The sequence below is a fragment of the Paenibacillus sp. J22P277 genome, from assembly GCF_059383675.1.
Map to the genome: position 1 here is coordinate 459,095 of NZ_JBXENS010000005.1, position 14,654 is coordinate 473,748.

The 14,654-nt window shown below is 56.1% G+C and carries 15 protein-coding genes; 14 read left to right on the plus strand and 1 reads right to left on the minus strand.

Annotation, left to right across the window (positions count from 1 at the left end):
- Position 1 precedes the first annotated feature (1 nt).
- The 9 genes from AC50YL_RS19150 to AC50YL_RS19190 all read left to right on the plus strand — a co-directional run bounded on the left by AC50YL_RS19150 (position 2) and on the right by AC50YL_RS19190 (position 8,925).
- The gene (locus tag AC50YL_RS19150) at positions 2–1,756 is read left to right on the plus strand and encodes a histidine kinase (protein ID WP_494833939.1); all 1,755 of its coding nucleotides are present in this window, start codon (positions 2–4) and stop codon (positions 1,754–1,756) included.
- 438 nt (positions 1,757–2,194) lie between these two features.
- Positions 2,195–3,055 (plus strand): ABC transporter permease, encoded by an 861-nt coding sequence (locus tag AC50YL_RS19155; protein WP_494834449.1) that lies wholly within the window; start codon positions 2,195–2,197, stop codon positions 3,053–3,055.
- On the plus strand, positions 3,049–3,909 hold the full coding sequence (locus tag AC50YL_RS19160) for a carbohydrate ABC transporter permease (RefSeq protein ID WP_494833941.1): 861 nt from the start codon (positions 3,049–3,051) through the stop codon (positions 3,907–3,909). The genes AC50YL_RS19155 and AC50YL_RS19160 overlap by 7 nt, the downstream gene beginning before the upstream one ends.
- A 189-nt stretch (positions 3,910–4,098) precedes the next feature.
- The gene (locus tag AC50YL_RS19165; RefSeq protein WP_494833943.1) at positions 4,099–5,703 is read left to right on the plus strand and encodes an extracellular solute-binding protein; all 1,605 of its coding nucleotides are present in this window, start codon (positions 4,099–4,101) and stop codon (positions 5,701–5,703) included.
- Between the two features lie 16 nt (positions 5,704–5,719).
- Positions 5,720–6,559, plus strand: a complete 840-nt coding sequence (locus tag AC50YL_RS19170; RefSeq protein WP_494833945.1) for a phytanoyl-CoA dioxygenase family protein — start codon at positions 5,720–5,722, stop codon at positions 6,557–6,559.
- 183 nt (positions 6,560–6,742) lie between these two features.
- A complete protein-coding gene (locus tag AC50YL_RS19175; protein ID WP_494833947.1) occupies positions 6,743–7,225 on the plus strand; it encodes a DUF2975 domain-containing protein in 483 nt (160 codons plus the stop codon).
- Between the two features lie 10 nt (positions 7,226–7,235).
- A complete protein-coding gene (locus AC50YL_RS19180) occupies positions 7,236–7,457 on the plus strand; it encodes a helix-turn-helix domain-containing protein (RefSeq protein ID WP_494833949.1) in 222 nt (73 codons plus the stop codon).
- Between the two features lie 76 nt (positions 7,458–7,533).
- Positions 7,534–8,307: a DUF817 domain-containing protein gene (locus AC50YL_RS19185; protein WP_494833951.1), complete on the plus strand. Its 774-nt coding sequence runs from the start codon at positions 7,534–7,536 to the stop codon at positions 8,305–8,307.
- A gap of 150 nt (positions 8,308–8,457) precedes the next feature.
- On the plus strand, positions 8,458–8,925 hold the full coding sequence (locus tag AC50YL_RS19190) for a hypothetical protein (protein WP_494833952.1): 468 nt from the start codon (positions 8,458–8,460) through the stop codon (positions 8,923–8,925).
- A 197-nt stretch (positions 8,926–9,122) separates the two neighbouring features.
- On the opposite strand, the gene AC50YL_RS19195 is transcribed toward AC50YL_RS19190, so the two are convergent.
- Positions 9,123–9,626, minus strand: coding sequence for an Rrf2 family transcriptional regulator (locus AC50YL_RS19195; RefSeq protein ID WP_494833954.1), 504 nt, complete (start codon positions 9,624–9,626; stop codon positions 9,123–9,125).
- A 222-nt stretch (positions 9,627–9,848) separates the two neighbouring features.
- On the opposite strand from AC50YL_RS19195, the gene AC50YL_RS19200 reads away from it, so the two are divergent.
- From AC50YL_RS19200 to AC50YL_RS19220, 5 genes are all read left to right on the plus strand, one after another.
- Entirely contained in the window at positions 9,849–10,292 is a 444-nt protein-coding gene (locus AC50YL_RS19200) for a carboxymuconolactone decarboxylase family protein (protein ID WP_494833955.1), read from the plus strand.
- 336 nt (positions 10,293–10,628) lie between these two features.
- The gene (locus tag AC50YL_RS19205; protein ID WP_494833957.1) at positions 10,629–11,090 is read left to right on the plus strand and encodes a carboxymuconolactone decarboxylase family protein; all 462 of its coding nucleotides are present in this window, start codon (positions 10,629–10,631) and stop codon (positions 11,088–11,090) included.
- A gap of 77 nt (positions 11,091–11,167) precedes the next feature.
- Entirely contained in the window at positions 11,168–11,857 is a 690-nt protein-coding gene (locus tag AC50YL_RS19210; protein WP_494833958.1) for a YjjG family noncanonical pyrimidine nucleotidase, read from the plus strand.
- A 182-nt stretch (positions 11,858–12,039) separates the two neighbouring features.
- Entirely contained in the window at positions 12,040–12,786 is a 747-nt protein-coding gene (locus AC50YL_RS19215; protein ID WP_494833960.1) for an SDR family NAD(P)-dependent oxidoreductase, read from the plus strand.
- A 344-nt stretch (positions 12,787–13,130) separates the two neighbouring features.
- Positions 13,131–14,510: a DEAD/DEAH box helicase gene (locus tag AC50YL_RS19220; protein ID WP_494833961.1), complete on the plus strand. Its 1,380-nt coding sequence runs from the start codon at positions 13,131–13,133 to the stop codon at positions 14,508–14,510.
- Positions 14,511–14,654 lie beyond the last annotated feature (144 nt).

Below are 14,654 nucleotides of genomic sequence, written 5' to 3' on the forward strand. Positions count from 1 at the left end.
GATGAGACCTCTGTACCGTTGGTACCGGAGATGGAGCCTTGCGACCAGGCAGTTTCTGTTTTTATTCATCGTCACGTTCGCATTCTTCATCTTCCTCGCTTGGAACAACTATTACAAGGCCGCCGACCTGTTCAAGAACCAGATGGTATCGGACTCCGAAATCCTGATCGCGCGCACGAACCAGTTCCTGGATACGTATCTGGACAACGGCCGGAACGTGCTGCTGCTGCTGGCCACGGACGCCAAGACGCTGCTGGACAAGGACGGCGGCGAGCTGTCCGAATCGCTGCGGTTCATTGCCGAAAACAACAGCGCGTTCGCCAAAACGCTGTACTTCATCCGCAACGACGGCAGCGTATACGCAAGCGCCCAAGTCAATTACGACATCATGGGCAACCCCAATCTGAGCGCGATCTACGACAAATCGCAGCAGACTTACGGGGCGGCCGTCGTGAGTCAGCCCTACGTATCGCCGCTCTCCGGCGCGACGGTCGCCATCTCGCTTCCCGTCAGCGACAACGGCACCATGATCGGGGTGGCGGTCATCGAGCTCGATCTGGAAAAGCTGAACCGGAAAATCATCGAATTGACCTCCGGCACCTATCAGACGTTCGTGATCATGTCCGACAAGGACAAGGTGGTCACGTTCGACCGCGACAACGGCATGCTGCCGCAAAAGCCGGGCACGTATCACGAAGACCTGCCGGAGCCCTTCGTCAGCCGGTTGGCCGGTCTTCCGGTGACGGCAAGCGAGATGAGCGGTGCGGCGGGCAAGCTCGTAGTCGTCAAATCCGGACAAAACCGGCTCGGCTGGACGCTGTTCGTGCTGATCAAGGACCGTTATTTCTATCAGAACGTCACCCGCCTGCTCGATACGTACAAGACGGCCGCGGCCATCTGGCTCGTGATCCTCTTGTTCATGGCGTTTGTCATGTCCCGCTACTTGACCAAATCGATCCGGATGCTCGCGGCCAAGATGGACAGGGTCCATGACATGGGCGTGATCCCGAGCCTCGTCGTGAAGCGGGAGGACGAGATCGGGCGGCTCGCGCAAAGCTTCAACGCGATGATGGAGCGGATCCGCAATCTATTGAAGGAAACGAAGCAGATGGAAGAGCGGAAAAAGCAGCTCGAGCTGAAGGTGCTGCAGAGTCAGATCGCGCCGCATTTTCTGTACAATACGCTCGCCTGCATCGGAAGCTTGGCCAAGCAGCACCGGACGGAAGAGGTCAAGGAAACGATCAGGGCGCTGGTCGGCGTGCTCTCGCTCAGCTTCGACAAAACGTCGGAATTCATCGCGGTGAAGGAAGAGCTGGAAGGGCTGGACATGTACATGCAGATTCAGAAGATCCGGTACGGCGACAAATTCGCGTACGTCCGGGACATCGATCCCGAAGCGTTGTCCTGCCGCATCCTGAAGCTGACGCTGCAGCCGATCCTGGAGAACGCCGTCTTCCACGGAATCGTGCCGAGCCGCCGCGAGGACGGACTCGTCCGCGTTCGGGGCGCCGTCCGCAATGGGAAGCTGCGGTTCTATATCCGCGACAACGGGGCGGGGATGGAGCGCTCGAAGCTCCGCGGCGCACTGGAAGAGCCGCCGGCGGAACGCGCCGGAGAGCCGCCCTCCGGCATCGGAATGGCAAACGTCCACCATCGCCTGCGCCTGCGCTACGGGGATGCGTACGGACTGCGGATAAGGAGTTTTCCCCAGATTGGAACGGTCGTCCAAATCACGATCCCGGTGGAATACAGCTGATTGGTTTGAGCCGACCCCCGGTCGGCTCAGCATTCAGCTACAGCTGATTGGTTTGAGCCGACCCCCGGTCGGCTCGGCATTCAGCTACAGCTGATTGGTTTGAGCCGACCCCCGGTCGGCTCGGCATTCAGCTACAGCTGATTGGTTTGAGCCGACCCCCGGTCGGCTCAGCATTCAGCTACAGCTGATTGGTTTGAGGCGACCTCACGAAAAATTGTCGGTTTTGTACGTCATTTCGCAACATCACTGCATAGTTGAAGCCTGGCCGCCCTTGCTATACTTGGTTTACGCCATCCGATTGAATGCGTTTACACGAAAAGCGAGGTGATTCCGATGAACCGGCGGACTTCAGTCCATTCCGCGCAAGACCCCGCGGCGCAACCGGGCGTCCTGTCCGCATTCGGCAGAAACATATGGCGGTACAAGGCTTTCTACGTGATGCTGCTTCCGGGACTCCTGTATTACATCGTCTTCAAATACATCCCGATGTACGGCGTCATCATCGCGTTCAAGGATTACAACTTGATGGAAGGGATCTGGTCCAGCCCGTGGGCCAGCCCGTGGAACAAGCATTTCCTCGCATTCTTCGAATCGCCCTATTTCTCGCAGCTGCTGACCAACACGTTTCTGATCAGCGTCTACAAGCTGATCTTCGGCATGGTTCCGCCGATCGCCATGGCGCTGCTGCTGAACGAATGCCGGATCAAGTGGTTCCGGTCGTTGATTCAAACGCTGACGTACATGCCGCATTTCCTGTCGTGGGTCATCATCTACGGCATCCTGCTCGCGCTGCTGTCCCAGAGCTCCGGCTTGTTGAACCAATGGCTGGAGGACGCGGGCGGAACGGCGATTCCCTTCCTGACCTCGACGTCGTATTTCCGGTCGATCTTGGTCGGTTCGGAGATTTGGCAAAATCTCGGCTGGGGCGCGATCATTTATTTGGCGGCCATTGCCAGCATCGACCCGACGCTGTACGAGGCGGCGCGGGTGGACGGCGCCGGCAGAATGCGCATGATCTGGCATGTGACGCTGCCCGGCATCCGGACCGTCATCATCATGCTGCTGATCTTGAACCTGGGCCATATCCTGGACGCGGGCTTCGAGCAGATCTATATCATGTACAACGTGCAGGTCTATGCCGTCGCCGACATTCTCGATACGTGGGTATTCCGCACCGGCCTGCAGCAGCTGAACTTCAGCCTGGCCTCGGCGGTCGGATTATTCAAGGCCGCGATCGGACTGGTCCTGGTGCTGGGATCGAACAAACTGGCGAAGCGCTGGGGGGAAGGCATATGGTAAACGGCACGAACGACCGCGTCGTCAATATCGTCGTGTTCGTCATCCTGTTCGGATGCGGACTTGCCGCGGTGTTTCCGCTGCTGTATGTCCTGTCCGTCTCGCTGACGCCGTTCAGCGAAGTGCTGAAGAACGGCGGCTTCATTCTTATCCCGAAATCGATCACCTTCGACGCTTACCATAAGCTGCTCACGGAATCGAATATTCCGAGCGCCTTCAAGGTGACCGTGCTGGTAACCGTGATCGGCACGATTCTTAATCTGGTCGTAACCGCCTTAATGGCGTATCCCTTAAGCCGCAAGCAGCTCCCGGGCCGTAACTTTTTCCTGATGATGGTGGTGTTCACGCTGCTGTTCAGCGGCGGCATCATTCCGACGTATCTGGTCGTCAAGGCGCTCGGGCTGCTGGATTCGATCTGGGCGATGATCCTGCCCAATCTCGTATGGAGCTTCAACGTGCTGATCATGAAGAGCTTCTACGAGTCGCTCCCGGAGGAGCTGTTCGAATCCGCGAGAATCGACGGGGCCAAGGAGTTCCGGATCTTGCTGCAAATCGTCGCTCCGCTCTCCATACCGGTCACGATGACCATCGGACTGTTCTACACGGTGGGGCACTGGAACGAATTTTTTCAAGCGATCATGTACGTGACCGATCGGACGCTGTTCCCGCTTCAGGTAGTCGTCCGCGAAATATTGATTCAAACCCAGCAGCCGCTCGAAAACGTCGACAACATGACGCCGGGCGAAACGCTGCAAATGGCTTCGGTCATCATGGCCAGCCTGCCGATTATCGTCGTCTATCCATTCTTGCAAAAGCACTTCACGAAAGGCATGCTGCTCGGCTCCGTCAAAGGTTGAAGCTCGGCACGTCCGTTTACTGCAGGAACGGGCGCGGCCGGTTGAAACAATACCATGTGCATGGAAGGCCTCGCGAAGCTTGCAGCGCGGTTGCGGATAATGGATCCCGATCGCCGTCCACCTCTGAATGGACCGCACCGCCGCTTCGTCGCTTCGCCGCCTGGCCTTACAAGGGAAGGGGTTCATACAATGAGACGAATGAAAGTCGTATCCGTCATGCTCGCCGTCTTCATGCTTTCGTGCAGCGTGCTTGCGGGCTGTTCATCCGGCAATTCCTCGAACGGGGAAGCTTCGGATGCCGACAAGCCGGCCAATGCCGCAACGAACAATACCGACAAACCGGCCAACGCCGCGGATAATGCCGCACCGGCGAAGGATGCCGAAAGCTCCGGCGCTTCGGCCGGCACGGTCAAACTCGATATCATCGAGACGGGCAACAATTTGCCGACGCCGGACAAGGACTTTATCAAACAGGCGATCGACAAAGCGATTCAGACGGACTTGAATCTTACCGTCTACGCCTCGGGGGACGATTACAAGAACCAGTTGAACGTACGGATGGCATCCGGCAATTTTCCGGATTTGTTCCAAGTGCCGGACCGTGCCGCGCTGAAGCAATTCGTGGATCAAGGGCTGCTGCTCGACCTGACGCCCTACATGGATAAGCTGCAGGACGTCAAAGGATTCATCGGCGACGAGAGCTTGAAGAAGACGACGATGGACGGCGACGTCTACGCGATTCCGAAAGCGCCGAATATCCCGTACAATACGTATTGGATCCGCAAAGACTGGCTCGACAAGCTCGGCCTTCAGCCGCCTTCCACGATCGACGAGTTCCTGAACGTGACGAAGGCGTTCGCCGAGCAGGATCCGGACGGTAACGGCAAGAAGGATACGATCGGGCTGACCGGCAGCAAATTTTCCACGTTCGCTCCGATCTTCGGCGCATTCGGCGTAGGGGACCCGAACACGTTTTACGTCAAGGACGGGAAGCTGGTCAATTCCCTGTACGATCCGGCGATGAAGGACGCGCTCGCATTCATCAAGAAACTGAACGACACCGGCGCGGTCGACCCGGAGATCATGGCCAACACCGGCCTGCAGCATCAGGAGAAGGCGATCAAGGGGCAGGCGGGCATCGTCTGGATCGACTGGCCGAACCTGAGCAAGGATCAATTCACCGAGCAGATCAAGAAAGTGAACCCGAACGCCGATTGGATTCAGCTCGCGCCTCCGAAGGGACCGGGCGGCCAATACGACGGTCCGTTCGACGCGGGCGGTTCCTCCGGCATGTACGCGATCCCGAAGGCGCTGGAGAACGACAAGGAAAAGCTGCAAAAGGTATTCGATCTGCTGAACTACGTATCCGGCAAGGACGGCTCGCTGCTCGTGCAGTTCGGCATTCCGGGCATGCACTACAACCTGGAAGGCGATAAAGTCGTGCCGACGGAGCTGATGGGCAAGGAGGCGGGCTTTACCTGGCTGTACCAGTTTACCGGACGCCCGGAGATGACCTACCTGCAAACCAAGTTCGCGCCGCAATCCCCCTATATCGAGTTTGCCAACAGCCAGCCGAGAATCCAGATCCTGAGCGGATTCCTGTCCAATCCCGACGGCTATAATCCGGCGGACGCCACGCGGTTCATCGAAGAAGAATTCGTGAAATTCATTTACGGGAAAAACCCGATTACCGGATACGACGCCTTCCTCAAAACGCTGGAATCGAGCATGAACTTCAAAACGTACATGGATGCATCGACCAAGCAGCTGGAAGATCTCGGTTACGGCAAATAAGGAGGAGGAACGCCGCATGACGACCCCGAGACAGCCCGATATGCCGGAGCTTGTCAGGCAATTTCAGCGCGACGGCTACTTGATCCTGCGGGATGTCCTGACGGAAGAACGGGTGGCGCGGCTTAACCTGGCCGTCGACGAGCTGCTCGCCGGCGAACCCGAGGCGCTGTCCTATAACTGGTATAACAGCGTCGAACGGCATCCGGACTTTGCCGGACTGATCGACGAGCCGGCGCTGCTGCCGCTCATGGTGAACCTGCTCGGCTACAACATCCAGCTGCACATCTCCCACTTGACGGTGCGCAAGCCGAATCCGGACGATGTCCGGACGCCTTCCCAAAGCTTCATCAACTGGCATCAGGACGGACCGCATCCGCAGTTTCCGCGTATCCACGGGCTTGCTTCGACGTACTACGTGAAAGCGTGCTACATTCTGAGCGACATGTCGGAACCGGATCGCGGCAACACGAAGATCATCCCGGGGAGTCATTTGAAGGCCGATTTCACTCCGGTGCAAACGAGCGTGGACGTGCCCGTCGAAGGGGAGCTGCAGGTGTGCGGCAAACCGGGCGACGTGTTCATCTTCCCGCAAAACCTGTGGCATGCCGGCGCGCCGAACCGGTCCGGCTTCACCCGGCGGCAGCTGTTCATCGGCTACAGCCCGATCTGGATGCGGCCGATCGATTATCACCGAGCTTCGGAACGGATGCTGGAAGGCGCATCGACGATTCGCCGCCAGCTGCTCGGGGACATCAGCAGCAACTGCTTCCATTATTACGTGCCCGCGGATTCGATGGTGCCGCTCAAGTCGTTATGGCTGGGAGCCGGCCCCGGGCAAGATGCCTATACGACTTGAGCTAGCATCCATATTGGTATCGTTTAGCGCATTCCCTTGTCATGGGGGAATGCTTTTTTTGTGCATGCGAACGAATATCTTTCTAACAACAATAATATATTTACTATCGGTAATTATTTATTGTAAAACGATAAATAATGTGCTAAATTGTTCTTAAATTCAAAGATAAGCGAGGGCTTTGTCATGAAACGTGGAACGACACTCTTTTTGAAGGCGGCCGTCATACTGATCGGCATACCCATCCTTGCGCTGTGCATCTTCGTGGTGCCGGGGCTCGCGAATTTCGCGGTGGAATTATATCCGGACCTGCGCTATCTGAAAGCGCTGGTTTTCATCGATTTGTACGCGGCGGCGCTACCGTTTTACTTCGCCTTGCACCAAGCTTTTCGTCTATTAAATTATATTGACGCGAATCGCGCTTTCTCGGAATTATCCGTACGGGCTTTGAAGAACATCAAAGCCAGCGCGATCGCGATCGGCATCCTTTTGGCGGCCGGCTTGCCGCTCTTCTATCTCGTGGCGGAGAAAGACGATGCCCCGGGCATGATCGTCATCGGACTGGTGCTGATCTTCGCCTCCTTGGTGATCGCCGTCTTTGCCGCCGTACTTCAAATGCTCTTAAGAGAGGCGATCGCGATCAAATCGGAAAACGATTTGACGGTCTGAGGTGAATAACATGGCGATCATTATCAATATCGACGTGATGCTGGCAAAGCGGAAAATGAGCGTGACCGAACTTTCGGAGAAGGTCGGCATCACGATGGCCAATCTCTCGATCCTGAAGAACGGCAAGGCAAAAGCGATTCGATTGGCCACTTTGGAGGCGATCTGCAAAGCTTTGGATTGCCAGCCCGGAGATGTTTTGGAATATAAGACGGACGAAGAGGCCGAAGAATGATCGTGCGGAAAGCTTCGCCGCGCCCGGCCCGGCCTGGCCTGGCCGTCAGGATATCGCGGGGCGGCGGGAGAATATCATGAAGAGGGCGGCGTTGCAGCTCATTCGATTCGGCTGGGAGCAGGCATGGTCGTGCCTGTTTCCCGTCGTTATTTTCGCCTCGCTCGCGATCACCCGGCTTGTCCCGCTCCCTTGGCTTCCGAGGTACGACTGGCTGCTGCTCATTTGCCTCGCGATGCAAGCGTGGATGGTGCGTTCCGGTCTCGAAACGCGCGATGAACTGAAAGTGATTACGTTGTTTCACTTGATCGGCCTGGCACTCGAGATGTTCAAGGTGCATATGGGGTCGTGGTCGTACCCGGGGGAGGGGTATTCGAAGGTATTCGGCGTTCCGCTGTACAGCGGATTCATGTACGCGAGCGTGGCGAGCTATCTGTGCCAAGCATGGCGGCGGTTGAAGGTCGAGCTGGTGGGATGGCCGCCGTTCCCGGCGGTCGTGACGCTTGCCGCCCTGATCTATCTGAACTTTTTTACCCATCATTATTGGATCGATGTCCGTTGGTGGCTGTCGGCGCTCGTGCTGCTCGTATTCTGGCGGACATGGGTCGGGTTCGAGGTCGGAGGTATCCGTTACCGGATGCCGCTTGCGTCTTCGTTCGCGTTGATCGGGTTCTTCATCTGGATCGCGGAAAACATCGCGACGTTCTTCGGCGCATGGGAATATCCGGACCAGTCCGCCTCGTGGCGGCTCGTTCATCTCGGCAAAGTGAGCTCCTGGCTGCTGCTCGTCATTGTCAGTTTCTTGATCGTCGCGACGTTAAAGCGGGTGAAGGACCGCCAATCCGGTCCTTGATGCCGTTGCCTGCATCCGCCCGGTCATCGAATAGGCAGCGAGGGTCGGATAACCCCTCGATTGGCCTGATTTAGCTTGTTTTCGCCATAGACTAGTCCCGTTTTCTTCGTATTTTCATAGAATACGATAAACGAGAGCGAGGTGATTAGTATGGCGATTCAATTTCTCGACCAACGCTTGTCGATGCACAACAACGGCTTTGGCGGGGAAGAACCATTATCCGATTTGCCGTTGTTGATCGGCGATATCGGTCTTCAAGTCGTCGGCGCGATTCCGCTGAACACGTCCGATGTCCGCGTATTGCTGACCGGGACTGCGGGCATCGCTTTTTCCGGCCCGCCGCCGGAAGAAGGCCCGACCGTCGTCTCGCTCAGCGTGGAGCGCGGCGGCGACGGGACGGCAGGAACGGGCGTCACGATCTGGAACGAGCAGTTCGAGATCGAGCAGCCGGGCGTGCTGTTTCCGATCAGCGTCAGCGCAGCCGATTTCCCGCCGGCGCCGGATGTCCTGGCCGGCGAGATCCGGTACGTCCTCTTCATCGCGACGGACGGCTTCATCGATCTGATTCTGTCCGGGCCGGCGGTATTCAACGGCGTAGCCGTTGCAGGGACGACCTAATCTTCGCCGCGGCGGCCCGTGCGAGGCGTCTAACGGGCGCGTGAACGGGTGGTCGTAACCGGACGAGCCGATTATTACGAACGCGAAGAAGCCACGAATGCCGCGCCAATGCGGCAGTCGTGGCTTCTTTGTCATGTCTGAATGTCTGGATGGCATGTCCCCCGGCTGGCGGCATCGTCATGCATGCGACTGCGGCGTTAAACCTTGCCGCCGGCCGCGAAAAACTCGCGCGTCTCCTTGCGCGATTGCGGGGTCAGCACGCGCTCGAGCTCCTCGTTCAACCAGGTAAGCGATTTGTTGCGCAGCGCGTTGCGCATGCTCTCCTCGGCTTCGACCATGGCCATGTTGATCGTGCACGGAGTTGCCTTGGCGCATGCCGCGTATTCCGGGTCCTGGCAGAGGTAGCTGTTATCTTTAATGTTTTTGCATTGAAATATAGGGGTCTTGCCCTCGACGGCTTCGACGACGTCCCAGAAGGATATATCGTCCGGAGACTTGGCCAGCCGATAGCCGCCTTTGACACCGGGAACGGAACTCACGATGCCGGCTTTCGTCAGTTTGCCGAACACCTTCGAGAGGTACGTCTCCGACACGCCTTGGAAAGCGGAAAGCTCTTTTATTCCGATGGTAGCGTCGGGAGGAAGATCGATTAAATATACCAAGCAATGCAGTCCATATTCTACGCCAATACTATACTGCATGCGTACACCTGCTTTCTGACTATGCTATTAATCATCTTAGGTGGATTTAAAACCCTTGTCAAATGGGGGATTCGGGTCATTTCCGGCAAAAAGGCGCTTCATTTCCGGTTGACAGCCGCATTTGAAAAGGCTATATTGTGGATGAAGTTGATCGCCGATAAGTATTGTCGACGTTTAATTTCGATAGACAAAATAAAACTACCGGTTACGGAGGAGATTACGATGGAAGTAAGATTTAATTACATGCAAACCAATCCGGGCGCTTTTCAGACGATGTTGAAATTGGAAGGGTTCATCAAAACGAGCGGGTTGGATGCCAATCTGTACGAGCTCGTCAAGATCCGGGCATCGCAGATTAACGGATGCGCCTTTTGCATCAACATGCATACGCAAGAGGCGCGCAAGATGGGCGAGACGGAGCAGCGGATTTATCTGCTGAACGCGTGGCGCGAAGCCCCGTTCTATTCCGACAAAGAGCGAGCGGTGCTGGAGCTGACGGAAGCCGTCACCCGCATCTCCGAGCAAGGCGTGCCGCAGGACTTGTACGAACGCGTTCGGGCGCACGTGGACGAAGCGGAATACGTGACGATCATTATGGCGATCAATACGATCAATGCTTGGAATCGCATCGCGATCTCCACGGGAATGTTCCCCGAGCAGGCATAAGAAAGCGCAGGTCTGCAATTGTGGCAAACTGCTCCGGCAAAACGAACAGGCTTAAGCAGATATCGACGCCGTATGTATTTCCGGAGAAACGAACGGTCCGCTACGCGCCTGAAGGCATCACGGGCTTAGCATCCGACAAGAAGCAGCTTCGTATTCAAGCCTCCGGGAGCATGCTTAACGAAGGTCCATGGGCAAGCTTGGAATTCAGCCGTATGAACGGCAACCCGGCTGCTGGAATGAGGCAAAGTGGAGCAGGAGATACTCAGTTCGTATGGAACCGACTTGCCGATCCGAATTACCCATTATCCGAACAAATTCGAAGGAGTGCTACGACATATGGAATTGAGACTGAATTATATGAAGGTACAGCCGGAATCCCTGCAGACGCTACTGAAATTGGAAGGGTACGTGAAGAAGAGCGGCCTCGACCCTAAATTATGGGAGCTGATCAAGATCCGCGCATCGCAAATCAACGGCTGCGCCTACTGCTTGGATATGCATACGAAGGACGCGCGCGCCCTGGGCGAGACGGAGCAGCGGCTTTATTTGCTGAACGCATGGCGGGAAGCTCCGTTCTACACGGAATCCGAGCGGGCCGCGCTGGCGCTGACGGAAGCGGTGACGAAAATTTCGGTTGGCGGCGTGCCGCAGGAATTGTACATGCAGGTCCGCGAGCACTTCGACGAGGCGCAATTCGTCGATTTGATCATGGCGATCAACGCGATCAACTGCTGGAACCGCATGGCGATCTCGACGGGGATGGTTCCCGGCGAATATCAGCCGTCCGCAAGCAAATAAGACAAATCAAAATCGCAGGCGATATCCCCGTGCATTCACCGTGCGGGGATTGCTTGCATTTCAATACGGGAGGAACCATGGGCTACAAGCTGCTATTATTCGATTTGGATGACACCTTGCTCGATTTCGGCGCGAACGAGACGGAATCGTTGACCCGGTTGTTCGGGCAATACGGACATGCGGTTTCGGACGAATTGCTGCAGGCGTACCATGCCGTCAACAAGCAGCTATGGGCAGATTACGAGAACGGAACGATCGCATTGGATGCGGTCCTGAATTCCCGTTTCTCGGAAACGATGCTAAGGCTGGGAAAAGTCGTCGACGGCATCGAGTGGGAGAACCTGTACCGCGAGCTGCTGGGCAGCGGCAGCCAGCTGCTCATGGAAGGCGCGTTGGAGGTCTGTCAGCGCCTATCCAAGACGCACAGGCTGTTTATCGTCACGAACGGAATCACCCGGACGCAGATCAAGCGATTGCAACAATCGGGCCTGCATGACTATTTCGAAGCCATTTTCGATTCGCAAAGCATCGGTTATCAAAAACCGTCCCGGCCGTTTTTCGAATACGTTGCGGCGCATATCCGTGATTTCGCGATCGCGGATGCGCTCGTGATCGGGGATTCGTTAAACACCGACATTAAAGGCGGCCTTCGATTCGGACTCCATACCTGCTGGATCAACCGCAAAGGGCAAAGCAGCCCGCCGGAGATTCAGAGCACCTATACGATCGCCAGCTTGACCGAACTGTACGCGATCTGCGCACAATGACTTGCCTGCTTCTTCGCAATTATCACTAAACGGTGACTATATAACAAAATAGTGCGTACTTCTCATATGGTTACTTTTGATGCATACTTGGTGGCATAGGAAGTTCATCACGCTTTTTCGATGAAACAGGCGCTTGGATTTCTTAGGCAAAACTAAAATTCACCATGAAGGAGCGTCATCATATGGGTAAGTTCGAAGGCAAGGTAGCGGTAGTCACCGGGGGCACGAGCGGCATCGGTTTGACAACGGCACGGCAGTTCGCGGAAGAAGGCGCGCATGTGTTTATTACGGGTCGCAGACAAAGCGAGCTGGACGCGGCGGTGAAGCTGATCGGAAAGAACGTAACGGGCGTGCAAGGCGATATTTCCAAGTTGGAAGACCTGGACAAGCTGTTCGACACCGTGAAGCGGGAGAAGGGGCATTTGGATATCCTCTTTGCGAATGCCGGCCTCGGGTCCTTGCTTCCGCTGGGTCAGATCACGGAAGAGCATTATTACAAGACCTTCGACGTCAACGTCAAAGGAACAATGTTCACGGTGCAGAAGGCATTGCCGCTGTTTCCGAACAATAAAGGCTCGATCATTCTGACGGGATCCACGGCGGGCGCTGCGGGAATGCCGGCGTTCAGCGTATACGGCGCATCGAAAGCGGCAATCAGGCAATTGATTCGCAGTTGGATCCTGGATCTGAAAGGAACCGAAATCCGCGTCAACGTCCTCAGCCCGGGCACCGTCGTTACGCCGGCTTACGATGAATTGTTCGGCGCCGAATTAGAAAGCTTCTTGGAACAGGCCAGGCAAGAAATCCCGCTCGGAAGAGTCGGGCAAACCGAAGAAATCGCGAATGCGGTCCTGTTTCTTGCTTCGAATGAAAGCAGCTATATTAACGGCGTTGAATTATTCGTCGACGGCGGAGTGGCGCAGATCTAACCCGGCAACGGACCGCGTATTCCCGCTGATGTTACGGCTGCAAGTCGAGCCAACATGGCAAACGTATGAATCATGGACTCGAAAAAAGCCGCTGCATGCAGCGGCTTTTTTCGTTTTACGAAGAGCGAAATATCGGCGATAATGGACACGGGTTGCACGGATATGAGGCTGCGGATTCCTATGAAAATACGCGCCGAACGTCGGGCGGGAAAAATCCTGCTTCTTTTTATGTCCACTTCTATGGTATCCTTATACGTTATAACAGAAGGAACGGCGAGCGGCATGCCGCAGCGCTCGTTCAAGATAATGGGAATCCACTATGATGGATACAATAAGGAGACAAAATGAACTTTAAAGAATTGAATATTGCGCCCGCGATTTTGAAAGCTTTAGCGAAAGAGAACTATACGACGCCGACTCCGATCCAGGAGCAGGCGATCCCGGCCGCGTTGGCCGGCAAGGACTTGTTCGGCTGCGCCCAAACGGGAACGGGGAAGACGGCTTCGTTTGCCGTGCCGATCATCCAGCTGCTGAGCGAGCAGCCGAGCAGACCCGGCGCGCAGCGCCATATTCGCTCGCTGATATTGACCCCGACGAGGGAGCTTGCCATTCAGATTTACGATAACGTAAAAGCCTATGGCCAATTTACGTCCTTGCGCAGCACGGCGATCGTCGGCGGCGTCTCGCAAAAAGCGCAGGAGCGGACGCTGCAGCAGGGCGTGGATATTTTGATCGCGACGCCGGGCAGGCTGATCGATCTGATGAGCCAGAAGCTGATCGATCTGCAGCATGTACAGATCCTCGTGCTCGACGAGGCGGACAGCATGCTGGATATGGGCTTTATTCATGACGTGAAGCGAATCATCGCGAAGATGCCGAGCAAGAAGCAGACGCTGTTCTTCTCGGCGACGATGCCGCCGGAGATCGCCAAGCTCGTCCAAACGCTGTTGGTGAATCCGGTGAAGATCGAAATCACGCCCGTGTCCTCGACCGTGGATCGGATCGCGCAATCGCTGTACAAGGTGGATAAAGGAAACAAACAAAACCTGTTGAATCGCCTGCTCCAGGATAAATCCATCACGTCGGCGCTCGTATTCACCCGTACCAAGCACGGCGCCGACCGCGTGGTGCGCGAATTGAATAAAGCGAACATTGCCGCCCAAGCCATTCACGGCAACAAGTCGCAAAATGCCCGCGTAGCGGCATTGAGCAATTTCAAGAGCGGCGCGACGCGCGTATTGGTCGCAACCGACATCGCGGCACGGGGAATCGACATCGACGAGCTGTCGCATGTCATTAACTTCAATCTGCCCAACGTCCCGGAAACCTACGTTCACCGGATTGGCCGGACGGGTCGGGCGGGACTGAGCGGGACCGCGATCTCGTTCTGCGAGTTCGAAGAGCTTCCGTTTCTGAAGGATATTCAGAAATTGATCGGCAAAAACATTCCCGAAGTGACGGAGCATCCGTACCCGATGGTAATCATGACCGCGGCTCCGAAGGAGGAGACGACCGGTCGGCAGGCAGCGGGACGGCCGGCCCCCGCCAAGACCAACGCGAACACGGCGCCGAAGGCCAACCGCGGCCCGAACGGCAAGCCAAACTCCAATGCCAAGCCAAGCGCCAACGCAAAACCGAACTCTTCCCATCCCAATCCGAATGCCAAAGCGAAGCCGAAGCAGAAGCCTAAATGGGTAGCAAGAGGGAGTAACGCCGGCAGGTAACGGCAGATCGAGATCAATACCGCATCGCATGCAATGCCGCGTAATTCGCGGCATTTTTTGTTGGGAATTTTATGTAATCTTCATAAAAATGGAGTCAAAAGCAGCATGAAAATAGAACTATATATTCATGGCATACGACTACGT